Annotated in this window: 23 protein-coding genes and 1 tRNA gene; 6 read left to right on the forward strand and 18 right to left on the reverse strand. The window is 35.8% G+C overall.

What is annotated here, in order from left to right; all coding sequences use genetic code 11:
• On the forward strand, positions 1–248 hold a 248-nt coding region (locus P8M54_RS10935; protein ID WP_300287894.1), incomplete at its 5' end, for a GIY-YIG nuclease family protein.
• A gap of 94 nt (positions 249–342) precedes the next feature.
• Here the strand turns inward: P8M54_RS10935 and P8M54_RS10940 are convergent.
• The 3 genes from P8M54_RS10940 to P8M54_RS10950 are packed head-to-tail and all read right to left on the reverse strand — an operon-like array spanning position 343 to position 3,134.
• The gene (locus P8M54_RS10940; protein ID WP_300287895.1) at positions 343–1,278 is read right to left on the reverse strand and encodes a lipid A deacylase LpxR family protein; all 936 of its coding nucleotides are present in this window, start codon (positions 1,276–1,278) and stop codon (positions 343–345) included.
• Positions 1,279–2,022, reverse strand: a complete 744-nt coding sequence (gene mtgA, locus P8M54_RS10945) for a monofunctional biosynthetic peptidoglycan transglycosylase (protein ID WP_300287896.1) — start codon at positions 2,020–2,022, stop codon at positions 1,279–1,281.
• The gene (locus P8M54_RS10950) at positions 2,022–3,134 is read right to left on the reverse strand and encodes an FAD-dependent oxidoreductase (RefSeq protein WP_300287897.1); all 1,113 of its coding nucleotides are present in this window, start codon (positions 3,132–3,134) and stop codon (positions 2,022–2,024) included. Before P8M54_RS10950 ends, mtgA begins: the two co-directional genes overlap by 1 nt.
• Positions 3,135–3,287: 153 nt before the next feature.
• Here P8M54_RS10950 and P8M54_RS10955 point away from each other — a divergent pair, with 153 nt between their 5' ends.
• On the forward strand, positions 3,288–5,189 hold the full coding sequence (locus tag P8M54_RS10955) for a S9 family peptidase (RefSeq protein ID WP_300287898.1): 1,902 nt from the start codon (positions 3,288–3,290) through the stop codon (positions 5,187–5,189).
• A 68-nt stretch (positions 5,190–5,257) separates the two neighbouring features.
• On the opposite strand, the gene accC is transcribed toward P8M54_RS10955, so the two are convergent.
• The 6 genes from accC to pdxA all read right to left on the reverse strand — a co-directional run bounded on the left by accC (position 5,258) and on the right by pdxA (position 10,253).
• Positions 5,258–6,601: an acetyl-CoA carboxylase biotin carboxylase subunit gene (gene accC / locus P8M54_RS10960; RefSeq protein ID WP_300287899.1), complete on the reverse strand. Its 1,344-nt coding sequence runs from the start codon at positions 6,599–6,601 to the stop codon at positions 5,258–5,260.
• Positions 6,602–6,689: 88 nt separating this feature from the next.
• Positions 6,690–7,169: an acetyl-CoA carboxylase biotin carboxyl carrier protein gene (gene accB / locus P8M54_RS10965; RefSeq protein WP_300287900.1), complete on the reverse strand. Its 480-nt coding sequence runs from the start codon at positions 7,167–7,169 to the stop codon at positions 6,690–6,692.
• Positions 7,170–7,192: 23 nt separating this feature from the next.
• Positions 7,193–8,191, reverse strand: a complete 999-nt coding sequence (locus P8M54_RS10970) for a beta-ketoacyl-ACP synthase III (RefSeq protein ID WP_300287901.1) — start codon at positions 8,189–8,191, stop codon at positions 7,193–7,195.
• A gap of 173 nt (positions 8,192–8,364) precedes the next feature.
• On the reverse strand, positions 8,365–8,559 hold the full coding sequence (gene rpmF / locus P8M54_RS10975; protein ID WP_007137315.1) for a 50S ribosomal protein L32: 195 nt from the start codon (positions 8,557–8,559) through the stop codon (positions 8,365–8,367).
• A gap of 9 nt (positions 8,560–8,568) precedes the next feature.
• Positions 8,569–9,120 (reverse strand): DUF177 domain-containing protein, encoded by a 552-nt coding sequence (locus tag P8M54_RS10980; protein WP_300287902.1) that lies wholly within the window; start codon positions 9,118–9,120, stop codon positions 8,569–8,571.
• Positions 9,121–9,209: 89 nt separating this feature from the next.
• Entirely contained in the window at positions 9,210–10,253 is a 1,044-nt protein-coding gene (gene pdxA / locus P8M54_RS10985) for a 4-hydroxythreonine-4-phosphate dehydrogenase PdxA (protein WP_300287903.1), read from the reverse strand.
• 56 nt (positions 10,254–10,309) lie between these two features.
• On the opposite strand from pdxA, the gene P8M54_RS10990 reads away from it, so the two are divergent.
• Positions 10,310–10,897, forward strand: coding sequence for a riboflavin synthase (locus P8M54_RS10990; RefSeq protein ID WP_300287904.1), 588 nt, complete (start codon positions 10,310–10,312; stop codon positions 10,895–10,897).
• Positions 10,898–10,931: 34 nt separating this feature from the next.
• On the opposite strand, the gene P8M54_RS10995 is transcribed toward P8M54_RS10990, so the two are convergent.
• From P8M54_RS10995 to mce, 3 genes are all read right to left on the reverse strand, one after another.
• Entirely contained in the window at positions 10,932–11,162 is a 231-nt protein-coding gene (locus P8M54_RS10995) for a hypothetical protein (protein WP_300287905.1), read from the reverse strand.
• A gap of 157 nt (positions 11,163–11,319) precedes the next feature.
• Positions 11,320–11,393 (reverse strand) — tRNA-Ile (locus P8M54_RS11000).
• Positions 11,394–11,534: 141 nt separating this feature from the next.
• Positions 11,535–11,936, reverse strand: coding sequence for a methylmalonyl-CoA epimerase (gene mce, locus P8M54_RS11005; RefSeq protein ID WP_300287916.1), 402 nt, complete (start codon positions 11,934–11,936; stop codon positions 11,535–11,537).
• 207 nt (positions 11,937–12,143) lie between these two features.
• On the opposite strand from mce, the gene P8M54_RS11010 reads away from it, so the two are divergent.
• Positions 12,144–13,787 (forward strand): Ig-like domain-containing protein, encoded by a 1,644-nt coding sequence (locus P8M54_RS11010; protein ID WP_366525150.1) that lies wholly within the window; start codon positions 12,144–12,146, stop codon positions 13,785–13,787.
• Here the strand turns inward: P8M54_RS11010 and P8M54_RS11015 are convergent.
• The 6 genes from P8M54_RS11015 to P8M54_RS11040 all read right to left on the reverse strand — a co-directional run bounded on the left by P8M54_RS11015 (position 13,777) and on the right by P8M54_RS11040 (position 22,984).
• Positions 13,777–14,547 carry an amidohydrolase gene (locus tag P8M54_RS11015; RefSeq protein ID WP_300287907.1) on the reverse strand — a complete coding sequence of 257 codons (771 nt, stop codon included), beginning with the start codon at positions 14,545–14,547 and terminating at the stop codon, positions 13,777–13,779. The two genes, P8M54_RS11010 and P8M54_RS11015, sit on opposite strands and share 11 nt — an antisense overlap.
• Positions 14,548–14,601: 54 nt before the next feature.
• Entirely contained in the window at positions 14,602–17,400 is a 2,799-nt protein-coding gene (locus tag P8M54_RS11020) for a GH92 family glycosyl hydrolase (protein WP_300287908.1), read from the reverse strand.
• A gap of 195 nt (positions 17,401–17,595) precedes the next feature.
• Positions 17,596–18,342 carry a succinate dehydrogenase/fumarate reductase iron-sulfur subunit gene (locus P8M54_RS11025; RefSeq protein ID WP_300287910.1) on the reverse strand — a complete coding sequence of 249 codons (747 nt, stop codon included), beginning with the start codon at positions 18,340–18,342 and terminating at the stop codon, positions 17,596–17,598.
• Between the two features lie 92 nt (positions 18,343–18,434).
• Entirely contained in the window at positions 18,435–20,435 is a 2,001-nt protein-coding gene (locus P8M54_RS11030) for a fumarate reductase/succinate dehydrogenase flavoprotein subunit (protein ID WP_300287911.1), read from the reverse strand.
• 12 nt (positions 20,436–20,447) lie between these two features.
• Positions 20,448–21,113, reverse strand: a complete 666-nt coding sequence (locus P8M54_RS11035) for a succinate dehydrogenase cytochrome b subunit (protein WP_300287912.1) — start codon at positions 21,111–21,113, stop codon at positions 20,448–20,450.
• A gap of 389 nt (positions 21,114–21,502) precedes the next feature.
• Entirely contained in the window at positions 21,503–22,984 is a 1,482-nt protein-coding gene (locus tag P8M54_RS11040) for an XRE family transcriptional regulator (protein WP_300287913.1), read from the reverse strand.
• A gap of 214 nt (positions 22,985–23,198) precedes the next feature.
• Between P8M54_RS11040 and P8M54_RS11045 the strand changes: the two genes are divergently transcribed.
• Positions 23,199–24,491 carry an aminopeptidase P family protein gene (locus tag P8M54_RS11045; RefSeq protein ID WP_300287914.1) on the forward strand — a complete coding sequence of 431 codons (1,293 nt, stop codon included), beginning with the start codon at positions 23,199–23,201 and terminating at the stop codon, positions 24,489–24,491.
• Positions 24,492–24,763: 272 nt separating this feature from the next.
• Positions 24,764–25,564 (forward strand): TIGR00266 family protein, encoded by an 801-nt coding sequence (locus P8M54_RS11050; RefSeq protein WP_300287915.1) that lies wholly within the window; start codon positions 24,764–24,766, stop codon positions 25,562–25,564.
• The last annotated feature ends 830 nt before the right edge of the window (positions 25,565–26,394 follow it).

A 26,394-nucleotide genomic window follows, 5' to 3' on the forward strand; every position in this document is an offset into this window, starting at 1 on the left:
ACACTTATATTATTTTTTCTAAAACTTTAGACAAATACTACACTGGTTCGTGTGAAAGCATTGAAAACAGGCTAAATGATCATTTAAATAGTAGAAGTAAATATACTAAAGCCGCCAAAGATTGGATACTTGTATATTTTGAAACTTTTGATTCTAGGTCCTTAGCTATACAAAGAGAAATTGAAATCAAAAAAAAGAAAAGTAGAAAATATATCGAATTTTTAATATCCCTGAACTCAATTAACTAGAGTGTCCCGAAAGCGTTCGGGAGGGTGACTGGTTCGAATCTGGTATTCTCCACGAAACCAAGTCATAAGGCTTGGTTTTTTTTATTTTATCACTTTATTTCAACAGATACGAAACTCCAATTGATCCATAAAAATAACCCGAAATCGTCTTACTGTACAATTCTTTACCGCGGTAATTAAAAACGTACGATAAATTGAGATTGTTTTTGCGGTATTTAAATCCCGCTTCACCATTGAAACGAAATGGAACTAAACTAAAAGTAATGGGACTGGCATTGCTAAACCTACTTCCTTGAATCGTGGCGTCATATAACTGATAATTAATACTTGGTGCTATATAAAAATAAAATTCAGTGGCATTGCTTCCAATTGCTCCATTGTATAGATTAGAATCGTTCACAGGAATCAATTTTTTAATTGCGATTCGGCTTAAAAGTCCTGTAGATGCTCCGGTTAAAACAGTACCTACATTTAATTCCGAACGCCAATGTAAATCTATTTTGCTACTAGGATTAGCAGGAAACATTTTTTTAGAAAAAGCAAAGCGAGCTTGTATCGCCAAGGCATTTTTTATTTGATTTTCCCAGCCAAGGACTTCTTTGTATCCTATTAATCTATGTAGGTTTTTTTGAACTTGTTCGCCAAAAGCATTTGGACCTACATAACCCAGCTGAAAGCTAACCTTTGCTACATTTTCATTTTTGTAAAAAAAACTTTTGCCAAATTCCCCAAAAAGATAGCCTGCGTAAGGACGATCAACGAGAGCCTTATTAGGTGAATCAATAAACCTAGGAGTATAGATATACTGGCCTATTTTGAATTCTGTTATTTCCTTAGCAATTGATTCGGTATTATTCTTAGTCTTGAAACGATAAAACAATTCCAGACCATTAGTATAATACATATCATTTCGAGAGGAAGTATACAAATCGTTATCGGTGAGTAATCCTATTTCGGACTCGCGATTTTGACCCCAAGATTGTATAATAAAGCAAAGGAAAAAAGCACAGGCAATTTTTTTAAAACCCATTTAATATTTGATTTTACCCACTGTTCGCATGACTTTCATAATCTTAGTTTTGCGTCTATTGATGTACGAAGATGAACTCGTTGCAGTAAATTTTCGTGGATTAGGAAGTATCGCTGCGATCCCTGCTGCTTGAATGGGAGTAAGATTTGCGGCGTCTTTGCGATACCAGTATTGAGATGCTGCTTGGGCTCCATAAACCCCATTCCCCATTTCGATACTATTTAAATACACCTCCATAATACGTTCTTTTCCCCAAATAAGTTCGATCAGAACCGTAAAATACGCTTCCAATCCTTTTCGTATATAGCTACGGCCTTGCCAAAGAAATACATTCTTAGCTGTTTGCTGCGAAATGGTGCTTCCGCCTTTTATCCTGCGACCACGTTCATTGTTTTTATAGGCTTTTTGCATTGCATTAAAATCAAAACCACTATGCTCTATAAAAGAGCCGTCTTCGCTAGCAATAACCGCTTTTTGAAGATTAATAGATATATTTTCAAGCGGTTCCCAATCGTGACTTAAAATAGCGTCTTTGCCCGAAGTTTTGTTTTCTATTGCTCGTATCGCCATTAAAGGCGTAAACGGTACGGGAACAAATTTAAAAAGTACCACTAAAAATATAGAAACACCAAAAAACCACAGAAGTAGTTTACCAATGATTCGAGATGCTTTAGAAGTAAAGCTAGCTTCGTCTTTTTTATTAGGTTTTCTTGTCGGTTTCTTTGCTGTTATTTTTGTTGCCATTATATTAGATCTGCTAATTCTGTTCCTATTACACTTCCTATCGCCACTCCCATACCTCCCAATCGTACGCCACAATAAACGTGATTTGATAATTGAGAAACTATAGGTTGCTTGCTATTTCCAACGCCCATGATTCCGCTCCAACGGTGCGCAATTTTAAAATCGTGGTTGGGCAAAATTACTTCTTTTAATAATTGTTCCAATTTATTTTGGATAATTTCTGTCTGGGCAAATTCGGTCGTAGTTTCCGTTTCAAAATCAAGATTTCTCCCACCACCTAATAAAATTCTATCGCCAATATTTCTGAAATAATAGTAACCACAATCTAAATGAAAAGTTCCTTTAAGATCGAGATTTGCTATCGGCTCCGTTATTACGACTTGCGCTCTAGCAGGCTTTACCGCACCGGCAGTTAATTCATTTGCAAAACCATTCGTGGCGAACAAGAGTTTCTTAGACTTAAAAGTAAAATCACCCAAAGCTACTTGAACAAAATCACCCATTTCCTCATAACCACTGACCGTTTGTTGGTTTAGTATTAAAATATTCTCAGCATAGGCATTTTTCAGCAAGGCTTGCATCATGTTCCCAGTATCAATTTGTCCCTCAAAAGGATTGTAAATTAAATACTCCTTGGTGCCTTGAAAACCAAAACGATCCACCTGCTTCACAAAAACATCTGCTTTAAATTGTGATCGTAACATTTCATTAATAAAAGGCAGTTTATTGATACAACTGGAATAAGTAGACTCCTCTTCGTTTAGGAAAACTTCATAACCACCATATGGCTTAAAATCAATAACTGCATCTCCCAACCTTTTTCGTAACAGTTGCAACCCGCGCCAGCGTTTTTCAATCAGTTGCACCACCTCTTCCTCAGAATGCGAATTTAAGTCATCAATAATTTCTGAAATACTGCCAAAACAGGCAAAACCTGCATTTTTAGTGCTTGCGCCATGAGGTAACATTCCTTTTTCAAGAACTAGGATTTTACTATCAGGGAATCTTTCACGCAAGCGCAAAGCAGCGTGTAAACCCACGATTCCACTCCCTACAATAGTATAATCAACATTCGAAAACCAGTTTTTTAATTCCCAATAACTAAGCTGCATCCTTGTTTTTTTTATAAAATTACTATTTTAAGTAATAAAAAGCCCCATTGTTTTCTTTTATCTGACCAAACATTTTAAAAGAGTTAACAGAATCCATGTTCCTAATTTGCAATAAAATTGTACTTTTAAGAACCAAAAATAATTTAATTTAATATGAAAAAAATACTTTTTACAACCCTAACAATGATGAGTTTAAGCGCCATTGGTCAAAATGTAATGACCCCCGAAATGCTTTGGAAACTAGGTCGGGTTTCCGTTTTAGGAATTTCTACTGATAACAAAAATATCGTTTACAAAGTAAGCACACCTTCTATCGAGGAAAACAAGTCCATTTCTAAAACATATACAATTCCTGTTACGGGAGGAAATCCAGTTGAGATAACAAACTACAAAACACTACTTGCTGATAAAAATATCTCGCCCGATGGGAAATACCTCGTTTATAATGAAGAGGTAAAATTGGCTAACGTTCATGGAAAAGATTTTTATCCAAATCTTGATAAATCAGATGTTCAAATTTATGATGGTTTGGATTACCGTCATTGGGACAGTTGGAACGAAGGAAAGTTTAACCATGTTTTTTACAAAGAAAACAAAGACAACGCCATTGGGATTGACCTTCTAAAAGGAGAACCATTTGATAGCCCACAAAAGCCTTTTGGAGGAGATGAAGATTACATTTGGTCGCCTGACAGCAAAAGCATCTTTTATGTTGCTAAGAAAAAAGCGGGTACGCAATACGCCATTTCTACTAACACTAATATCTACCAATACGATCTTGCTACGGGAAAAACAGTTAACAAAACGGAGGAAAATTTAGGTTACGATGTAGCACCTCAGTTTTCACCAATGGGTAACCTTACGTATTTACAAATGCAGCGTGATGGTTACGAAGCTGATAAAAACGACATTATTGTTGATTACAATGGAGCTAAAATGAACCTTACAGCAAATTGGGACGGAACTGCAGATAGTTTTAAATGGAGTGCTGATGGAAAAAAAATCTATTTTATAGCCGCTGTAGATGGAACTAAACAAGTATTTGAAGTAAACTTTCCTGCAAACACTAAAATTGCTATCCGTGTCAACCAAATCACAAACGGTGATTTTGATGTGAATGAAATTGTAGCTTTAGTTGGCACAAGTATGATTGTAACGCGAGGCGATATGAATCATGCGGCTGAAATTTTCTCTTATGACTTAAAGAAGAAAAGTTGGAAACAATTAACGAATGTAAATTCCGCGGTGTACGATACCTTAGCGTTGAGCAAAACCGAAAAGCGATATGTAAAGACAACTGACGGAAAAAAAATGCTGGTTTGGGTAATTTTACCTCCTAATTTTGATGCATCAAAAAAATATCCAACCTTGTTATATTGCCAAGGAGGACCTCAAAGTGCATTGACACAGTTTTATTCTTTCCGATGGAATTTTCAATTGATGGCTGCTAATGGCTACATCGTTGTTGCACCTAACCGCCGCGGAATGCCCGGACATGGAGTAGAATGGAATGAAAAAATAAGTAAAGATTGGGGCGGACAAGTGATGGATGATTACCTTTCGGCCATTGATGATGTTTCTAAAGAAAGTTATGTTGACAAAAATCGTTTAGGATGTGTAGGTGCTAGTTATGGTGGTTATTCTGCGTTTTACTTAGCAGGTATTCACAACAATCGTTTCAAGACATTCATTGCCCACGATGGCGTTTTTAATACCCAAAGTATGTTTGGTACTACTGAGGAAGTTTTCTTTGCCAACTGGGATTTTGGTGGAGCGTATTGGGAAAAAGACAATGCCGCTGCTCAAAAAACCTACACTACATTTAATCCTGCTACTTTGATAGAAAAATGGAATGCTCCAATCCTGATTTTTCAAGGTGGAAAAGATTTCCGAGTACCAATAGGACAAGGACAAGAAGCTTTTCAGGCTGCACAGTTACGAGGGATTAAAAGTCGTTTCGTTTATTTTCCAGAGGAAAACCACTGGGTTTTAAAACCTCAAAATGCACAAGTTTGGCAAAAAGAATTCTTTAAATGGCTTAAAGAAACCTTATAATTACCTACTTAAAACAAAAAAACTCGCTTCGCAGCGAGTTTTTTTTATTTGATAAATAAAATACTATTTTAGATTTCATCCATTTTAAAAGTATCCATAAAAGCAGTAGTATAATCTCCCGCAATATAACGAGGATCATCCATTAACTGTCTATGAAATGGAATTGTAGTTTTGATACCTTCGATTACGAATTCATCTAAAGCTCTTCTCATTTTGCTAATCGCCTCTGCTCTTGTTTGTGCAGTTGTGATTAATTTAGCAATCATAGAATCGTAATTAGGTGGAATCGTATATCCTGAATACACATGCGTATCTAAACGAACACCGTGTCCTCCTGGCATATGAAGTGTCGTGATTTTTCCTGGTGAAGGTCTAAAATCATTATATGGATCTTCAGCATTGATACGACATTCGATAGCGTGCAATTGTGGTAAATAGTTTTTACCCGAAATTGGCACACCTGCAGCAACTAATATCTGTTCTCTAATTAAATCATAATCAATTACTTGCTCCGTAATAGGGTGCTCTACCTGAATACGTGTATTCATTTCCATGAAGTAGAAGTTACGGTGCTTATCAACCAAGAATTCAACCGTACCAGCTCCTTCATACTTAATGTATTCAGCAGCTTTAACAGCAGCGTCACCCATTTCTAATCGCAATTCATCAGTCATGAATGGCGATGGAGTTTCCTCAGTTAATTTTTGGTGACGCCTTTGTACAGAACAGTCTCTTTCAGATAGGTGACATGCTTTTCCGTATGAATCTCCAATTACTTGGATTTCGATATGGCGTGGCTCTTCGATTAATTTTTCAAGATACATTCCGTCATTACCAAAAGCGGCAGCAGACTCTTGACGAGCTCCTTCCCAAGCTTTTAATAAATCTTCTTCTTTCCAAACGGCACGCATTCCTTTTCCACCACCTCCAGCAGTTGCTTTTAGCATCACTGGAAAACCAAACTCTCTTGACAATTTTAATGCTTGTTCGTAAGACTCTAAAATCCCAACTGATCCTGGAACACAAGGCACGCCTGCTTCGATCATGGTAGATTTAGCCGAAGCTTTATCTCCCATTCTATCAATCATTTCAGGTGAAGCACCAATAAATTTGATACCGTGTTCTTGACAAATTTTAGAAAATTTAGAATTTTCAGAAAGGAAACCATATCCTGGATGAATTGCATCTGCATTTGTAATCTCAGCAGCAGCAATTATATTCGACATTTTTAAATACGATAAATTACTTGGCGCTGGTCCAATGCAAACTGCTTCATCAGCAAACTTTACGTGAAGACTTTCTGCATCGGCAGTAGAATAAACAGCAACTGTTTTTATTCCCATTTCCTTGCAAGTTCTAATCACACGTAGTGCAATCTCTCCTCTGTTTGCAATTAATATTTTTTTAAACATCTTGTAGTAAATTTAAATTATGAGTTTTAAATTTTAAATTATTTCAATAAAAGTTATCTTTTTTTGAAACCTATAATTTAAAAATTAATTAAGATGGATCAACTAAAAATAAAGGTTGGTCAAATTCTACTGGTGACATGTCATCAACTAATATTTTCACGATTTTACCTGAAATTTCAGATTCAATTTCGTTGAATAATTTCATTGCTTCAATTACACATAAAACATCTCCTTTTGCAATAGTGTTACCAACTTCTACAAACATAGGTTTGTCTGGAGATGGTTTTCTATAGAAAGTTCCAATAATTGGAGATTTTATAGTAATATATTTAGATTCTTCCGCTACAGGAGCTTCAACAACTGCTGCTACAGGCGCAGCTGCTTGCGGAGCTATTGCTTGTTGCATTGGATTATGACTCGGCATTTGCTGTACGTAAGTAGTTTCAGTAACATTGCCTTCTAAAGTAGTTCTAATGGTAATTTTTACATCATCCATTTCTAATTTAACTTCTGCAACTCCCGAATTTGCTACAAATTTGATTAGGTTTTGAATTTCTTTTAAATCCATAATTATTTGTTTTTAGTTTAAATTTATTTTTTGTCGTATGCCCATTTTAAATAAATAGAACCCCATGTAAATCCACCACCAAATGCGGCAAATATAACACTATCGCCTTTTTTTAGTAAATGTTCAAAATCATTAAGCACTAATGGAAGCGTGGCAGATGTGGTATTGCCATACTTTTCTATATTCATTAAAACTTTGGATTCTTCTAGATTCATTCTGCTTGCAGTAGCATCAATAATTCTTCTTTTGGCTTGATGTGGTACCAACCAATCAACATCTTCATTGGTTAGGTTGTTTCTTTTCAGAATCAAATCACTAGCATCTGCCATATTGGTTACAGCATATTTAAATACTGTTTTACCATCTTGAATGATATTATGTCTTTTTTGGGTAATTGTTTCAATCGAGGCTGGATTTAATGAACCCCCTGCATCAATTTTTAAAAAGTCGCGACCTACGCCATCACTTCTCAAGTATTCGTCTTGTAGACCTAGACCTTCGTAATTAGGCTCAAACAATACTGCTCCTGCCCCATCACCAAAGATGATACAAGTTGAACGATCCGTATAATCAACTATAGAAGACATTTTATCAGCACCAATTAAAAGTACTTTTTTATACCTACCGGACTGAATATACGCTGCTGCAGTTGACATTCCGTACAAAAAACTAGAACAAGCTGCTTGTAAGTCATATGCAAAAGCATTAGTTGCACCAATTGCTGTTGCTACAAAAACTCCCGTTGATGCTACTGGCATATCTGGCGTTGCAGTTGCCATGATCACCATATCAATATCTAAAGGATCAACATTTGATTTTGCTAACAAATCTTGTGCTGCTTGTATTGCTAGGTAAGACGTACCTTTATCTTCATCCTTAAGGATTCTTCTTTCTTTAATTCCTGTTCGGGTTGTAATCCATTCGTCGTTGGTATCTACCATCGTTTCGAGCACTTTGTTAGAAAGCACAAAGTCAGGAACATAACCACCAACAGCTGTAATTGCGGCTGTAATTGTATTCATTGTATTCAAATATTTTTTGACAAATGTGCTATTTGACAAAACGTTTAGAAGAGGTGAAAATTACAAAAAAAAATCCACACCCTTTGTTTTAGAACTTCTTAATTTGACGCAAATTATAAACAACAAAAAAACTCTCACGATGTGAGAGTTCGAATATTATTTACGAAAACGTATTAAGCAACAGCTACAGATTTATCTATAACAACTTGCCCTCTGTAATACATTTTACCTTCATGCCAGTAAGCTCTGTGGTATAAATGCGCTTCACCTGTAATAGGACAAGTAGCGATTTGAGCTACAGTAGCTTTGTAATGAGTTCTTCTTTTATCTCTTCTTGTTTTCGAGATTTTTCTTTTAGGATGTGCCATTTTACTATATTATTTATCCGTTAATAGTTGCTTTAATTTGTCCCAACGTGGGTCAATATTTTCTTCTTTCTTATCTTTATTATCTTGTTGTTTTAGCTCCGTCACTGCTAATTCATTCAGTTTATCAAGCGCTTTAGTCTTTAAACTTCCGTCTTGAACTCCTGGATGTACGCGTCTTAGAGGTACTGAAAGTACAATCATTTCATATATATACTGTGAAACGTTTATCTCAAACTCACCAAAGGGGAGAATTAGTAATTCCTCATTATCATTATTAAATTCTTCACCAAAACGAACGATTACTTTCATTTTACCTTTTATTGGTAAATCAAAATCCTCACCTGTCATATCACACGGAACGTTAATTATTCCTTTGTGACTAAAACTCAATTCGAGCATGGTGCTTTTCTTCTCTAAAACTACATTTACTTTGATGTCTGAATTTTCATATTCATTATAATCAAAGATTTCAAAGAACGCATTATTTATTTGATACTCAAAATGATGTTTTCCTAGCTTTAATCCTATAAAAGGAATTAAATAATCTTTTACGTTACTCATTTCAATACATTTTGCCCCAAACTTCGGGAGTGCAAAGATATAAAATTATTACAAATCTAATAATCTTATTTATCTTTTTTTATCAACTACTATTTTTCTCTAACTCGCAATGGTTTTTGACTAATTTCTTGGTACTGAATTCTACTACTAAAAACATCAATAGCTAAATATACCGCTTCTTTAAATGAATTATAGTCAGCCTCACCTTTACCTGCAATATCAAAGGCAGTACCGTGATCTGGCGAAGTTCTAATTTTGTTTAAGCCTGCCGTAAAATTAACACCACCACCAAATGATAAGGTTTTAAATGGCACCAAGCCTTGATCGTGATAAGTCGCAATAACCGCATCGTAGTTTTCATATTGTCCACTACCAAAAAACCCATCAGCTGGAAAAGGCCCAAAAACAAGGGTTCCTTTTTCGAATATTTTTTTTATGACGGGTTTTAAGAGCACGTCTTCTTCATTACCAATTACTCCGCCATCACCACAATGAGGATTTAGTCCCAATACAGCAATTTTTGGCTTGTTGATACTAAAATCCTGAACCAGTGATTTTCTAACAGTCTCTATTTTTTTAACAATCAATTCCTCTGTTAGATGAGCGGCGACCTCACTAATTGGAATATGATCCGTAAGCAACCCTACTCGTAAATTATCATTTACCATTAACATTAAAGCATCACCTTCTAACTCCTGATTTAAATAATCAGTATGGCCTGGGAATTTAAAATCGTCTGATTGAATATTGTATTTATTGATAGGCGCAGTTACTAAAACATCAATATCCCCTTCTTTTAAAGCTGTGGTTGCAGCTACAAATGATTTAACTGCATATTCGCCTATTTTTTGATCATTTTCTCCGTAATTTATATCAACACCCTCTTTCCAAAGGTTGAACACGTTAATTTTACCGAGCACTACTTGATCTAATTTATCGATACCGTGTAATGACAATGTTAAGTTCAGATTTCTTTTAACAAAAGACAACAGTTTCACATTGGCAAAAATAACCGGCGTACACAACTCTAACATTCGAGCATCCTCGAAAGTTTTTAAAATAATTTCGCTTCCAATACCGTTTAAATCTCCAATCGAAATCCCAACGACTATATTTTCTGCTTTTTTCATCATGACCACGGCTTTTTATTACTAATTTTGAGGTACAAATTTAGTAAAATAAAACAAGAATGTTTACAGGAATCATAGAAACCCTTGGAACCATCCAAGAAATAGAACGAGAACAGAATAATTTACACATCACCGTTGAGACTTCCATAACAAGCGAACTGCAAATAGACCAAAGTGTCGCTCATAACGGAATATGCTTAACCGTTGTAGCCATTAACAACAACTCTTACACCGTCACTGCGATTGAAGAAACTGTTTTAAAAACAAACATTGGCAATTGGTCCAAAGGTGACCAAGTAAACATCGAAAGAGCCATGAAGCTGGGTGACCGCCTTGACGGCCATATTGTTCAAGGTCATGTTGATCAAGTTGGTCATTGTATTGAAGTTAAAGAAACTAACGGAAGTTGGTCCTACACCTTTGAATACGATGCGTCTCTAAATAATCTAACTATAGAGAAAGGATCAATTACAGTAAACGGAGTAAGTTTAACCGTTGTAAACTCTAAAAAAAATCAATTTAGCGTTGCCATAATACCTTACACATACGAGCACACGAACTTTCAATCCTTTAAGGCAGGAACCAAAGTAAATCTAGAATTTGATGTCATCGGAAAATATGTAGCTAAATTACACGCTAATAAATGATTTTCCTGTTTTTCAGAAAAACAAAACCCTCAATTTAAATTGAGGGTTTTGTTTTTATACGTCTACTTTCAGTCACATAATATCCAAAAAGCACAGCTATTATAACCAATAAAACAATGTAATCGTCGATAGGTAATCCTGGAGGTATTGGTGGCTTTCCAGTTGGAGAAGGAGGACCAGAAGACGGAGCTGTTCCAGCAAATGCATTCATTACTCCTAAAAGAAAAATGAGTAAACAGTAATTTTTATTTCTAAATATCTTCATTGTGGCCAAAAATAGTAAATTACGTAGCAAAAAAAAATCTATTTTAAATTAATCGCTTAAAAACCAATCTCAATAGATAAATATACGACTTTTTTACACACTAGTTTTATGTAAATAAAAAAACCCTTTAAAAAAAAATTTAAAGGGCTTATCTCTGTGGTCCCACCTGGGCTCGAACCAGGGACCACCTGATTATGAGTCAGGTGCTCTAACCAGCTGAGCTATAGGACCGGTTAAGAGTTTGCAATATTACCACTATTTTTCGTTTGCTCCAAATATTTTAATAATAGTTTTGTCTCAAAACAGCTAATTAAATCTAACCCAATACAAACCTGCTGATTATTAGATTTATAAAAATGTGGTGCGTGACAATTATTTTATCTCTTGACATAATTCAATAAGAACACCATTGGTGCTCTTTGGGTGTAAAAAAGCCACCAACTTATTGTCGGCCCCCTTTTTAGGAGTTTCATTTAGCACTACGAAACCTTCGCCTTTCAACCTTTGAATCTCTGCTTCAATATCTTCAACGTCAAATGCAATATGATGAATCCCCTCTCCCTTTTTTTCTAAAAATTTCGCAATAGGACTATCTGGATTGGTAGCAGCAAGCAGTTCAATTTTATTAGGGCCATTTTCAAAAAAAGAAGTCATTACACCTTCACTAATCACTTCTTCTTGCTTGTATGAAGGTTGACCAAAAAGCTTTTCAAATAACAAATTGGAAGCCTCTAAATCCTTTACTGCAATACCTATGTGTTCTATTTTTCTCATCATGTCAACTATCTTATTCGAATGTTAATTATTTCTACCACAAAATTACATATTAAAAACTAAAGATTGAATTTATCTCGAAACTCAGCCTGTTTAAAGGCATCTTAATAAATCGCCAAAAAGTTTCCATTCCAATAAATATAATCGTTATTTTGTGCATTATAAATTCTGAATTTCATGTTGCGAAACTATATCAAATATTTTTTATTGCTCCTTCTGATAGGCCTAGCTAGTTGTGCAAAAAGGGGAACCATTACCGGTGGCTTCAAAGATTCAATTGCACCAACTTTAAAAATAAGTTTCCCAGCCAATTATAGTACGAATTTTAAAAGCAAAGAGGTTAAATTAGTTTTTGATGAATACATCAAACTTAAAAATCTAAACAAACAGCTGGTAATCTCCCCTCCTTTAAAATATGAGCCGTTGATTACTCCACTAAATGCTAGTAAAACTATTTCTATAAAAATAAAAGATACTTTAGCCCCTAACACAACCTACAGTTTTAATTTTGGCCAAAGTATTGCAGATAACAATGAAGGTAATCCGTTAAATCAATTTAAATATGTTTTCTCTACCGGAAATTATATCGACTCACTTTCACTAAAAGGACGAATTAAAGATGCCATTGAAAAAGAAGCAGATGCTTTTGTATCCGTTCATTTATACGAAGTAAATGATAGCTTTAACGATTCCATCATTTATAAAAAGCCACCCAGCTACATAACCAATACGCTCGACAGCTTAAAAACCTTTAAACTAGAAAACCTAAAGGCAGGAAAATATCTTTTAGTAGCATTAAAGGATTATAACGGAAACAATATATTTGATTTATCAAAAGAGAAAATAGGGTATATCAAAAATTATATTACGATTCCTAATGACACCGTGTACGAACTCGAGTTATTTAAAGAAAAGCTTCCATTCAGAGCTTTTAAACCAACACAGGCATCCGGCAACAAACTACTTTTAGGATATGAAGGTGATCTATCGAAAATAGCTAGCCGACCTAAGGTTTTAGTGAAAAATAAAAACCAAATAGTAGAAAGTCTGACAACCCAATATCCTAAAAAAGATTCATTAAACGTATGGTTTAAACCTTTAAAAACTGATTCATTAAGTGTTTCGATAAGCCAACAGAACTACATCAAGAATTATGTTGTAAAAATAAAAGACCAGAAAAAAGACACGCTAACCTTGAACCCAAAATACAATGGTGTCTTGCATTTTAGAGATCGTTATCTAATAACTAGTGGTACACCGTTAGTAAAATTTGACACTAGTAAAATCAAGTTAGTTAATAAAGATTCTGTTGCCGTAGATTTCACAACTGTATATGACGACTTTCTGCAAGAGTGGTACTTTGATTTCAAAAAAGAACCTTCGGAAAAACACACACTATCGCTACTCCCTGGCGCAGCCACTGACTTTTTTGGTATTAGCAATGATACTTTAAGTTTCAAAACGACTACACAGCAAACCGAGGAATATGGCAATTTAATTGTCAATCTCCAAAACGTAAAACGTTTTCCAGTACTTATTGAGCTAACCGATGAAAAAGGCGAACTCATCGCTAGTGAATACAGCAACAGTGAAACTAAAATTGAATTCAATTTATTGCAGCCCAACACATTTAACCTCCTTTTTATTTACGATGACAACAAAAATAAAAAATGGGATGCAGGGAATTACATAGAAAAAATTCAGCCTGAAGAAGTAATTTATTTTTCAAAAACAATTAGAGATGTACGCGCCAATTGGGACGATATCGAGTTTTTCGATCTAAGCATCCCATATACACCTGAACCAAAAAAGAAAGCAGATCCTAACAGCAACAGAAGATCTAGTTTTTAATTTCAAAAGCATCTTGGTCGTTCAAGAAATTTAGTTTTAGTCGTGTTTCAATTAGTTTTTCGCGATCAAGTGTAGCATAATAAATCCCCTCCAACTCTAAGGGCTCTACAAGCTGCTCCCCAAGCATATCTATGACCTGCGAATGACCTACGTATTGGTAATCGTTAGCATCCTGACCAATTCTATTAACTGCAACTACATAACTCATATTTTCAATAGCTCGCGCTGCTAGTAGCGTATCCCACGCTTTAATTCGTGTTTTGGGCCAGCTCGCTACATAAAGCAACAAATCGTATTCTTGATTGACATTACGAGAAAATACAGGAAAACGTAAATCATAGCAAACAAAGGGACAGATTTTCCAACCCATATAATCTACAATTAACTTAGCATCGCCTGCGGTGTACTCCTTGCCTTCTCCTGCCAAGGTAAATAAATGCCGCTTATCATAAAACTGTAGTTCTCCTGAAGGAAATACAAACAACATTCGATTGTAAAAACTGCTATTGTCCTTGATTACCACACTTCCTGTTATTGCTGTGTTTTTGGCTTTTGCCAAAGTTTGCATCCACGACACCGTTTTTCCTATCATAGTTTCTGCAACTGCGCTAGGATTCATAGTAAAACCAGTCGTAAACATTTCGGGCAGTACGATTAAATTAACAGTGTCATTGATACCGTTTATTTTATCTTCAAAATAGTTTCTGTTAGCATCGGGGTTTTCCCAAATTAGTGATGCTTGGATTAAGGCTATATTCATTTTATTAGAATGTTTTAGAATTATAAAGTGACAGATAACAAGATTACAATAGCTTTATTTGATTGTAATTTCATCAATAAAAATAAAGGCGTCTCCTCCATACCCTTGATGCCAGGTTGGTAGTTTTCCGAAATTTTTAGCAAAAACTTTCACGTATCTCACTTTAGGCACTTTCAGATTGATTGCAAAATGCATAATTCGAGTTGTACCGTCTTTTGGGTCCACCGAATGTAAAATTGGAGAATCTACTATTTTGTAATTTACATTATCCTCCGAAGTGTAAAACTGTACATAAGCAGGCATTAAAATCCAAGATCGAGAATCTTGCAAAAATGAAGCACTTATGGAAGAAATAGCTCGAGCTTCTTGCAAGTCGATTACCGCTTCAAAATCTTGATCTTGATAGCCTTGCCATTCTCCTTTGCGCCAATTTTCATCTCCGTGTATACCATCAATTAAACCCTCAATTCCTCCCGCGGTATATTGTGAATTGTATTTAGATTTGATGGCAATACTATAGTTATTTGGTTTTTTAAAGAAGTTGGCTGTTGCAACAGTACTTTCCTTTCCGCTGTTATTTATTTTTGCCTTAATTTCAGTAGTTTGGTTGATCACTAATGGCTCTGTGTATTCTTTCCAATTTGTATCTTTTAGCAAATCATTTTTTCTATTTAACAGGTAGTAGATTTTATCATTTGGATTTTGAGAACTAATTTCAATTATCATTTTATCTTGAAACGATTTACTTTTTGCTGAAATGACAGGAACAGGAATAATAGGTTCAAAAGGAATTTCATCAACAGTTTCCCTGCCTTCTTGTGCAAGAAAACCAGTTCTTTCAAATTCTGAACTAACTGTAATCAGACCATTTCCTGTATCAACTTGGGCTTTTTTAAAGTAAGTTGGAAAATTCGTTTCCCAATAGTTTTTTCCGGGTGTAACTTGATAAATACCCATGGAACTCAATACATACCAAGCACTCATTTGGCCACAGTCTTCGTTTCCTATTAAGCCGTCAGGCTCATTTTTATAGAAATTATCTAAAATATAGTGTACTTTTTCTGTTGTTTTCTCTGGCTTGTCTACATAATTGTACAAGTAGGCCATGTGATGACTCGGTTCGTTACCGTGGGCATACTGCCCTATTAAGCCAGTAACATCTACTTGCTCGCGCCCAGTTGTTTTACTCTCGCTGTTGAACATTTCGTCCAGCTTCGCTTCAAATTTTTCTTTACCGCCATAAGCTTCGATCATACCAAGGATATCTTGCGGAACAAAAAAGGTATATTGCCAAGCATTACCCTCAGTAAAATTATTGTTCACCTCTCTTGGATCAAAAGGCATATCCCAACCACCATTTTTCTTGGGGCGAATAAAGCCCGATTTCCAATCGAATAAATTTTTCCAGTTTTGGGATCTTTTCATAAAATAGTGAAAATCCTCTTTTATATTTAGTATTTGCGCCATTTGAGCGATACACCAGTCATCATAGGCATATTCTAAGTTTTTAGAAACGCTTTCGTGATCATCGTCGATCGCTATAAATCCATTTTGTTTGTAGGCCTTCAGTCCTAATTCGTCGCGCATAGCCGAATGCTTAGCCGCCTCGAAAGCCTTTTCGTAATCAAAACCCGTTATCCCTTTGGCCATAGCATCAGCCATTACAGAAACCGAATGGTAACCAATCATACAATCGGTTTCATTAGATGCTAATTCCCAAACAGGTAATCGACCTCCTTGATCGTATTGTTTCAAGAAGTTATTTATGAAATCAGCGGTACGCTTTTTTTCGATCAAAGTGTATAAAGGATGCGCGGCTCGAAAGGTGTCCCAAAGTGAGAAAACCGAATAATAATCAAAGCCTTCTCCTTCATGCACTTTATTATCTCTACCGCGGTATTTGCCATCAATATCTTGAGCAATATTAGGTTGCACCATGGTATGATATAGGGCAGTGTAAAAAATAGCTTTCTTATCGGGATTCGGCTCTGTGATTTCAATTTTAGACAATTGCTTGTTCCAAAGTGCTTCGGCTTGTTTTTTGACTTGATCAAAGTTCCAACCTTTAATTTCCGAACTATTTAGTTTAGCTCCCTCATAACTTGTTGGTGAGAGCGCTACTTTTACGAGAATTTTTTCTCCTTTTTTAACGTCTTTTGAAAAAGCTATTTTAAGTTCCGTTCCCGAATAGAAATCAGATTTATTCTCTTGATTCGCTTTTACCTTCGAGACTTTCATAGGAACGTTAAATTCAATTTGCGCATAAACATATTGATCTCTTGCCCAAGCTTCACTCCTACGCAGAATTTGGATTGTTTTGTTGTCACTGATTTTTATTTCGCCTTGCACTAATTTATCTCGATGATTCAGATCAATTATTATATTAGCTTGACCAGCAGCATTAAAGGTATATTGATGAAAACCAACACGTGTTGAAGTGGTTAAACTAACATCGATATTGTGCTTATCTAACTTTACGGAGTAGAAACCTGCAGTTGCTTTTTCGTTAGTATGTGAAAAAGTAGAAGCGTATTCCTTATTATCAAAGGAAACTTCACCCAGCGTAGGCATCATCATAATGTCTCCAAAATCAGAAACTCCTGTTCCGTTTAGATGCGTATGCGAAAAGCCATAAATTACGGAATCAGAGTAATGATATCCTGAGCAACCATCCCAACTACCGTCGATTCTTGTATCAGGTGACAGTTGGACCATTCCGAAAGGCACAGTTGCACCTGGATAGGTGTGTCCATGACCACCGGTGCCTATAAACGGATTTACGTATTGTTGGTTGTTTTGAGCGAAACCGAAAACGGATAATAGTAAAAGTAGTGACGCAAGAAAGTTTTTCATTGTAGCAAAGGGTTTCTCAAATATACATCTTTTGCGTTAGGGATAAAAGTGGAAATCCTTTATGAAAATGGAATGCTAATGGAATTTTTATAAAGATTGGAACGTATAGCCCGACCTGAAAGGAAACGCCATAAAAAAAACGCATCCAAATAAATGAATGCGTTTAACTCTTCGACCAGCTCAGAGTGACTCTTTTTATCCTTTTAGGCTTGCAGCCAAATATTCTCTGTTCATACGAGCGATGTTCTCTAAAGAGATTCCTTTAGGACATTCTACTTCGCAAGCTCCAGTGTTGGTACAGTTACCAAAACCTTCGTCATCCATTTGTCTAACCATGTTTAAAACACGATCCGTAGCTTCTACTCTACCTTGTGGCAACAAAGCAAATTGTGAAACCTTAGCTGAAACGAATAACATAGCTGATGAGTTTTTACAAGACGCTACACAAGCTCCACAACCAATACAAGCTGCTGCCATGAATGATTCATCAGCGTCATTTTTATCAATTGGAATAGTATTCGCATCGATGGTATTTCCTGAAGTGTTTACTGATATAAATCCACCTGCATGCTGAATTCTATCGAAAGCGCTACGGTCAACTACTAAATCTTTTACTACTGGAAAAGCAGCGGCACGGAAAGGCTCAATTGTAATGGTGTCACCATCCTTGAACATACGCATGTGCAGTTGACAAGTCGTTACACCACGATCAGGACCATGTGCTTCTCCGTTGATAAACAAAGAACACATTCCGCAAATTCCTTCGCGACAATCGTGATCAAATGATACTGGCTCGCCACCTTTACTCATTAGGTCTTCATTGAAAACGTCTAGCATTTCAAGGAATGACATATCTGGCTCAATTCCGTCGATTTGATAATCAACCATTGCTCCTTTATCTTTGGCGCTTTTTTGACGCCATATTTTTAATGTAAGTTTCATACTAATTAAGTTTGAAAGTCGTAAAGTTGAAAGTCGAAACTCGCGTGGTGTGTAGCCATTTGAATTTAAAACTTTGGACTTTGGACCAATTTCTATTTGTAATTTCTTTGAACTAGTTTAACGGCGTCAAATACCAACTCTTCTTTGTGTAAAACGGCATCACTTGGTTTTCCTTTGTATTCCCAAGCGGCAACGTATGCGAAGTTTTCGTCATCACGCATAGCTTCACCATCTTCAGTTTGGTATTCTTCTCTAAAGTGACCTCCACAAGATTCATTACGGTGTAATGCATCTTTAGCGAAAAGCTCTCCTAGTTCAAGGAAATCAGCAACACGAGTTGCTTTTTCCAATTCTTGATTAAATCCTTTATCAGTTCCTGGAACTTTAACATCTTTATAGAACTCTTCACGTAGTGCAGCAATTTCTTCGATAGCCTCAGTTAAACCTTTAGCGTTACGAGCCATTCCTACTTTGTCCCACATGATTTTCCCTAATTTTCTATGGAAATAATCTACAGAGTGTGTACCATTATTGTTCATGAATCTTTCAATCTGCTCTTTCACTCCTTTTTCTGCTTCAGCAAATTCAGGTAAATCAGTAGAGATAGGTCCCATTTTAATATCTGGAGATAAATAATCACCTATTGTATAAGGCAATACAAAATATCCATCAGCTAAACCTTGCATCAAAGCAGATGCTCCTAACCTGTTTGCACCGTGCTCAGAGAAGTTTGATTCTCCAATAGAGAAACATCCTGGGATTGTAGTCATTAAGTTATAATCTACCCAAGTACCACCCATTGTGTAGTGAACTGCTGGATAAATCATCATAGGAGAAGTATAAGGATCTTCATCTACGATCTTATAGTACATTTGGAATAAGTTTCCGTATTTACTTTTAACCGCTTCAGTACCTAATTTTGTTACTACTGCCTTATCATTTTCATCAAGACCTTTTACATAAGCCGCTTCTTTTCCGTAACGTTGAATTGCTGCAGCAAAATCTAGGTAAACTGCTTCACCTGTTTTGTTTACTCCAAAACCAGCATCACATCTTTCTTTAGCCGCGCGCGATGCAACGTCACGTGGTACTAAGTTACCAAAAGCAGGATATCTTCTTTCTAGGAAATAATCTCTATCTGCTTCAGGAATATCTGTTCCTTTTTTCTTTCCTTCACGGATTGCTTTAGCATCTTCTGCTTTTGCAGGAACCCAAATACGTCCATCATTACGCAATGACTCTGACATCAAAGTTAATTTAGACTGGTGATCTCCCGAAACTGGGATACAAGTAGGGTGAATTTGTGTGTAACAAGGATTTGCGAAAAACGCTCCTTTTTTATGAATTTTCCATGCTGCAGTAGCATTAGAACCCATTGCATTTGTTGACAAGAAAAATACGTTTCCGTAACCTCCAGAAGCGATTACAACTGCGTGAGCTGAATGTCTTTCAATTTCACCAGTAATTAAATTACGAGCGATAATTCCTCTTGCTTTTCCGTCTACGATTACTAAATCTAGCATTTCGTGACGGTGGTGCATTTTTACTTTACCACGACCAATTTGACGGTTCATAGCAGAGTAAGCTCCCAATAATAATTGTTGTCCAGTTTGTCCTTGCGCATAAAATGTACGAGAAACTAATGTACCTCCAAAAGAACGGTTGTCCAATAATCCACCATATTCACGTGCTAATGGTACTCCTTGAGCCACACATTGATCGATGATATTAGCGGACACTTCAGCTAGACGGTATACGTTAGCCTCACGAGCACGATAATCTCCTCCTTTTACAGTATCATAAAATAAACGGAAAACAGAATCCCCGTCTCCTTTATAGTTTTTTGCAGCGTTAATACCCCCTTGTGCAGCAATAGAGTGCGCACGACGAGGTGAATCTTGAAAACAAAACGCTTTTACGTTGTAACCTAATTCAGCTAAAGTTGCAGCAGCAGAGCTACCTGCTAATCCTGTTCCAACAACAATAATATCTAAATTACGCTTGTTAGCAGGGTTTACTAAATTAATGTGATCTTTATAATTTGTCCATTTGTCCGCGATAGGACCATTTGGAATTTTTGAATCTAATGCCATAATAAGTGAATATTAATGATTGAAATGATGAAATAATGCAATGAAAACGAAACCAAAAGGAATCAAGATTGCAAAACCTAATCCGAAATTTTTTAAACCTTTAGAGTACTTGTTGTTGAACCCAACTGATTGAAACGAAGAACTAAAACCATGTTGCAAGTGTAAAGACAACAAAACAAAAGAAATACAGTACAATGCAGTACGTACTGGGCTCTCGAATTTATGAACTAGCTCTGGGAAATATCTTGTTTCATCTAGAGGACTAAACTCTACATATTTATAAACCATCTCTGGAACCCAGAAATCATAAAAATGCAAAATTAAAAAAGCTAATACTACTGATCCTGTGATGATCATATTTCTAGACGTCCACGAAGCAGCAGCCCCACCGTTATAGTTCACATATGAAATAGGTCTTGCTTTTCTATTTTTAAAATCCAAAACAAATCCCATGATGAAGTGAAAAATTACTCCAACGATCAATATCGGCTGAATAACAAATTGAACTAAGGGATTGTTACCCATGAAATGGGAGATAGAATTGAAAGTATCGGCGCTAAAAACCGAAGTCATATTGATAAAAAAATGCTGTGCTAAAAACAACATCAAAAAAAGTCCTGAAAGAGCCATTGCAACTTTTTTTGCTATTGACGATTTCAATAATTCAGATTTTGCCATAAGATTTTGTAGTTTGTTTTAAAAAATAATACAAAAATAAAGCAATTAGATTTGAACTACAACCTTTTCGCTCTTATTTATAATCATTTTAAAGTGTTCAAATTAATAGAAATTTAAAGCGATGCTTAACAGTAAATTAGAAATTAATCCTGTTCAAAACACTAAACAAAATACAAGCAATGCCTTTTTTAAAAACTGAAGAAATAATGCCGAAAAATCACAAATACAACACGGTTGTGCGAACTGTAGATAAAAATCAAAGATTTAAAATTAAATAAACCAAAATTTGCAATAGAGTATTAAAGTCCTAATAAAAGAAATCTATAATTGATTCGGACACAATTACAAAATGTATTTAATTAAAAACCAATACGTTGTCAAAAACAGAATTAACTAAATTTCTCCATGTACTTTTGAACAATCAAATCAGTATTTTCATTTCTCTTTTTTTTCTCCAGATGGATTGGAGGCGTTGCTCGAACCTCGCAGTCCTTCACAGCACAAGTTTCACAAGTTACCCCTACTAATTCCTTTTTTACGATTCCGCTTTCAATGAACTTGAACTTCTTTTTCATTGTTGCATTCATCAATATACCTACCGATATACTTCGTAGATGGTCTTTTTTGAAAGGGTCTTCTGTAGCTGATGAAAACACAAAGTATTCATTATTACTATTGTCGTATCTCGAAATTTGAGCACTAAAAAAGTGGTCTTTCTTTTGGGCAATGGCGGCCTCAATAGTGCGAATCGAAACCCATCGACGGCAATAATGCTCATTCATTTCGTTAGCGCGAGGTTCTTGCTGGTGCGTAATATGTAATTCTTTTTTTATTTGATAGGAATCCGAACCTATTTTATGAGACAAGCGGAGAAAAAACAGGTTTTTCAACTGAAAATCCTTTGGTAATATATTCGTCAATCGTTGATAAAAAGACTCTGGCGAAACATTAAACTGATTCATCAAAGCTATCATTTCATCTGCTGTGGGATGCGTTTTTGAAAGAAAAGCATTCAGGGCTTCGATTAGTTTTTTTCGAGGTAGCAACAAAGCTCCGGCAAAATAAGAAGCATAAAAATTATTTAATACCTGATCAAAATTGTCGAATTTTATCCAGCTAAAAGTATACAATCGGTCTTTGATTCCTAAATAATTATACGCAATTTCTTTGGCTAAAATAAATGCTTTTTGCTGTGCATCAATATCCAAGGACAACAGTAACGTCTTGCTTTTGGGTACAAAAATAGAACGCAAATCGCCCAACTCTTCTTGCTCTGAAAAAACAAGTTCTTCAATCGTATATCCGTATTCCTCTTTTAAGATTGCAGTTAATTCTTCTAGCGAAATTTTAGTATTAATATCAATATGGAACGCTTTCGAAAAATCAAGCACCTTATCTTCTAAATCTTCAAAGTAGTTATTGTGCGCCTCCTGATACGAGCGCAAAGCGGCTAGAAAAAAACTTTCTCTACTCAGGTTGTAATGCTGTGCAATTTCAATAATTGTGCTGATAAATGCATTTACCTTTGCCGGTGCATTGGCAATAATATCAATTAAATCATTCTCTTGTATTCCAAAAATATCAAGCGGAATCTCTTTTAAAATTCCCGATTTCAATATTTCACCAATAGGCGCTAAATTGTTATCTAGTTTTAACGAAACCATATGATCGTAGGAAACATCTAGTTTCTCAGCCAAAAGAATTATTTTATCCGTCTTAGGGTATTTTTTTCCTTTTTCGATTTCATTCAAATACGACTTAGATAATTCGGTGATTTTGGCTAAGCCAAATAAAGAAAGATCCTTGTTCGTACGCGCTTGCTTGAGCTTGAGCCCAAAAATTAACTTGATATATTCCTTTTCCATATTCATGATTCAAATATACGTTAAAAATCAAAATGACTAAAAAAAAGAACGTTCGCTAGATTACATCCTTCTTTAAAAATATTTTAACTCCTTCAATCTCCTTTTCGACTTGCAAATCCCATTCCTGTTTTAAAGATTTATTATAAAATTATGCGATTCCCAGCCAGAAACAATTTAATCTTAGTATTTTTGAGTAATTAAAAGTAAAAACTATAGTATTATGAAATACCATCAAATTGAGCGCAACCTATTTATAAAAAATCGCGCCAAGTTCATGGCTCAAATGAAGCCTAAAAGTGTTGCCGTTTTCAACTCTAACGATATATACCCAATTAGTGCCGATAGTACTATGCCGTTTGCACAACATCGCGATATTTTTTACCTATCGGGTGTGGACCAAGAAGAAAGTATTCTTTTGCTTTTTCCAGATGCTCCTTACGAGCACCAACGAGAAATCTTGTTTTTAAAAGAAACCAACGAACATATTGCAGTTTGGGAAGGTGAAAAACTAACTAAAGAGCGCGCTTTGGCCGTTTCAGGTATCAAAACCGTCTATTGGTTGCAGGAATTTGAGAAAGTTTTGTTTGAACTAATGACACATTCTGAGACAATCTACATCAACACTAACGAACACTATCGTGCGTCAGTAGAAACGGAAACGCGTGAAGCTCGTTTTGTAAAATGGTGGAAAGACAAATATCCAGCTCATGCTGTTGCCAAAAGCAATCCTATTTTGCAACGCATTCGTTCGATCAAAGAGAGTGAAGAAATTGACTTGATCCAAAAAGCGTGTGACATCACTGAGAAAGGATTTAGACGCATCCTATCTTTCGTGAAACCTAATGTAATGGAATACGAAATCGAAGCCGAATTTATTCATGAATTCCTTCGCAATCGTTCTAAAGGTTTCGCCTATACGCCAATCATTGGTTCAGGAAACAATGCCAATGTTTTGCATTACATCGAGAACAACCAACAATGTCGCGAAGGCGATTTAATCCTATTAGATGTTGGGGCTGAGTATGCGAATTACTCAAGCGATATGACGCGTACAATTCCGGTTTCAGGAAAATATTCTGAGAGACAAAAAGCGGTTTACAACGCTGTTTTAAATGTAAAAAACGAAGCTACAAAAATGCTTGTTCCTGGAACATTATGGAAACAGTACCATATCGAAGTTGGTAAATTAATGACTTCAGAATTGCTTGGCCTTGGTCTAATCGATAAAGCCGATGTACAAAACGAAAACCCAGACTGGCCTGCCTATAAAAAATATTTCATGCACGGAACCTCACATCACATGGGATTGGACACGCATGATTACGGAATTTTAACCGAGCCAATGCAAGCCAATATGGTATTTACCGTAGAGCCTGGAATTTACATTCCTGGAGAAGGTTTCGGAATCCGTCTTGAGGATGATGTCGTGATTCAAGAGTCAGGCGAGCCATTTAACTTAATGCGCAACATCCCGATCGAAGTCGATGAAATCGAGAGTTTAATGAATAAATAATCATATCCAACTTTTTAAAACCAACAGTCTAGTGCAATCTAGGCTGTTTTTTTTTTGGAGCAGCTATTTTCGTTTTATGCAAACGCTCTCACCTGCTGTTCGTTATATCTCTTGTTCCGTTGCCACTACACAAGAGGATGCCACTGCCATCAGGGCTAGAATTCACTATTAATTTTCAAAACACGATTGTTAAAACAGTGATAAAAAACAAAAATAGTTGTAACATTTCGCCCTACAAATCAACTTATTAGTTCAATCAAAAAACTTAAATCATGCAAGCACACGAAATCGATTACGAGATATTTGGCGAGGAAATGCAATACGTCGAAATAGAATTAGATCCACAAGAAATTGTAATTGCCGAGGCAGGCAGTTTCATGATGATGGACAATAACATTCAAATGGAAACCATTTTTGGCGATGGCTCAGAGCAGCAATCTGGTTTGTTTGGCAAATTGTTAAGCGCGGGGAAAAGAGTCCTAACCGGCGAAAGCTTATTCATGACCGCTTTCATCAATCAAGCCCATACCAAAGGTAAAGTATCTTTTGCCTCTCCTTATCCTGGAAAAATCCTTCCTATTGACCTAACCGAATTTCAAGGGAAATTCATTTGCCAGAAAAGCTCTTTTTTATGTGCTGCCAAAGGCGTTTCAGTAGGAATCGAGTTTTCTAAAAAACTAGGTCGCGGCCTTTTTGGTGGAGAAGGTTTCATCATGCAAAAAATTGAAGGCGACGGACTGGCTTTCGTACACTCCGGCGGAACCATGGCTAAAAAAGAACTTAAAGCAGGCGATGTTTTAAAAGTAGACACGGGATGCATTATTGGTTTTACTAAAGATGTTGATTATGATATCGAATTCATTGGCGGTATCAAAAACTCCATCTTTGGAGGCGAGGGATTATTCTACGCAACCTTACGCGGTCCAGGAACGGTTTACATACAATCGCTACCGTTTAGTAGACTAGCTGATAGAATCATTGCATCAGCACCAAGAGCTGGCGGAGACAGCCGTGGCGAAGGAAGCTTATTGGGTGGATTAGGCAATTTATTAGATGGCGATAACCGTTTTTAAAGTGTCATTTACAACTCGACTTTCATTCTAAACTTGCCATCCTGACGAAGGAAGGATTTCAAAATAATAACTAACGGCTTCCAGAAATGGAAGCCGTTTTGTATTTAAAACTGCTCTTCAACTATTTGTCATTATGATAAATCTATTTACATCACACAATTGTACTGACAACTTTGTCATTCTGACAAAGGAAGAATCTAATCAACACGATCACAGCAACACGCTAAAAACAGTCCGTTATCAACAAAATAAAAAATGATTTTTTTACAAAATACATTGTAATCATTGTAGAGATTCTTCCTTCGTCAGAATGACAAATAAATATAATGCTCATTCTGAAAATACTTAACAATCATTGTAAGGATTCTTCCTTCTTCAGAATGACAAATAAGGGTGGTGCACTTTAATAAGGAAAGACAATTCCCTTGTTATTCTTAGTAACCTAGTACAACAATAAAACTAGCAACTTTGTCATTCTGACGAAGGAAGAATCTTAACATGTTGCTCAGCTACTATGTGGTTAGGATCGATTAAGCTTTCAGCAATCGACTTCTAACATCAAAATAAAACTTCCACACCAATCATAAATTTTGTCATTCTGACGAAGGAAGAATCTAGTCAACACAATCACAACGACACGCTAAAAACAGTACGTTATTCACACAATTCAAAATACTTATTCTTCAAACACTTAACAATAATTGTAGAGATTCTTCCTTCGTCAGAATGACAAATAAGGGTGGTGCACTTTAATTAGGAAAGACAGTTCCTTTGTTATTCTGAGTAACCTAGTAAAACAATACAATAAAACTAGCAACTTTGTCATTCTG

The sequence above is a fragment of the Flavobacterium sp. genome (assembly GCF_029242675.1).
GTDB lineage: Bacteria > Bacteroidota > Bacteroidia > Flavobacteriales > Flavobacteriaceae > Flavobacterium.

Bases quoted from the DNA above. Each gene is read 5' to 3' on its own strand.
- P8M54_RS10940 (WP_300287895.1), bottom strand. From the start codon at position 1,278: ATGGGTTTTAAAAAAATTGCCTGTGCTTTTTTCCTTTGCTTTATTATA.
- mtgA (WP_300287896.1), bottom strand. From the start codon at position 2,022: ATGGCAACAAAAATAACAGCAAAGAAACCGACAAGAAAACCTAATAAA.
- P8M54_RS10950 (WP_300287897.1), bottom strand. From the start codon at position 3,134: ATGCAGCTTAGTTATTGGGAATTAAAAAACTGGTTTTCGAATGTTGAT.
- P8M54_RS10955 (WP_300287898.1), top strand. From the start codon at position 3,288: ATGAAAAAAATACTTTTTACAACCCTAACAATGATGAGTTTAAGCGCC.
- accC (WP_300287899.1), bottom strand. From the start codon at position 6,601: ATGTTTAAAAAAATATTAATTGCAAACAGAGGAGAGATTGCACTACGT.
- accB (WP_300287900.1), bottom strand. From the start codon at position 7,169: ATGGATTTAAAAGAAATTCAAAACCTAATCAAATTTGTAGCAAATTCG.
- P8M54_RS10970 (WP_300287901.1), bottom strand. From the start codon at position 8,191: ATGAATACAATTACAGCCGCAATTACAGCTGTTGGTGGTTATGTTCCT.
- rpmF (WP_007137315.1), bottom strand. From the start codon at position 8,559: ATGGCACATCCTAAAAGAAAAATCTCGAAAACAAGAAGAGATAAAAGA.
- P8M54_RS10980 (WP_300287902.1), bottom strand. From the start codon at position 9,120: ATGAGTAACGTAAAAGATTATTTAATTCCTTTTATAGGATTAAAGCTA.
- pdxA (WP_300287903.1), bottom strand. From the start codon at position 10,253: ATGATGAAAAAAGCAGAAAATATAGTCGTTGGGATTTCGATTGGAGAT.
- P8M54_RS10990 (WP_300287904.1), top strand. From the start codon at position 10,310: ATGTTTACAGGAATCATAGAAACCCTTGGAACCATCCAAGAAATAGAA.
- P8M54_RS10995 (WP_300287905.1), bottom strand. From the start codon at position 11,162: ATGAAGATATTTAGAAATAAAAATTACTGTTTACTCATTTTTCTTTTA.
- mce (WP_300287916.1), bottom strand. From the start codon at position 11,936: ATGAGAAAAATAGAACACATAGGTATTGCAGTAAAGGATTTAGAGGCT.
- P8M54_RS11015 (WP_300287907.1), bottom strand. From the start codon at position 14,547: ATGAATATAGCCTTAATCCAAGCATCACTAATTTGGGAAAACCCCGAT.
- P8M54_RS11020 (WP_300287908.1), bottom strand. From the start codon at position 17,400: ATGAAAAACTTTCTTGCGTCACTACTTTTACTATTATCCGTTTTCGGT.
- P8M54_RS11025 (WP_300287910.1), bottom strand. From the start codon at position 18,342: ATGAAACTTACATTAAAAATATGGCGTCAAAAAAGCGCCAAAGATAAA.
- P8M54_RS11030 (WP_300287911.1), bottom strand. From the start codon at position 20,435: ATGGCATTAGATTCAAAAATTCCAAATGGTCCTATCGCGGACAAATGG.
- P8M54_RS11035 (WP_300287912.1), bottom strand. From the start codon at position 21,113: ATGGCAAAATCTGAATTATTGAAATCGTCAATAGCAAAAAAAGTTGCA.
- P8M54_RS11040 (WP_300287913.1), bottom strand. From the start codon at position 22,984: ATGAATATGGAAAAGGAATATATCAAGTTAATTTTTGGGCTCAAGCTC.
- P8M54_RS11045 (WP_300287914.1), top strand. From the start codon at position 23,199: ATGAAATACCATCAAATTGAGCGCAACCTATTTATAAAAAATCGCGCC.
- P8M54_RS11050 (WP_300287915.1), top strand. From the start codon at position 24,764: ATGCAAGCACACGAAATCGATTACGAGATATTTGGCGAGGAAATGCAA.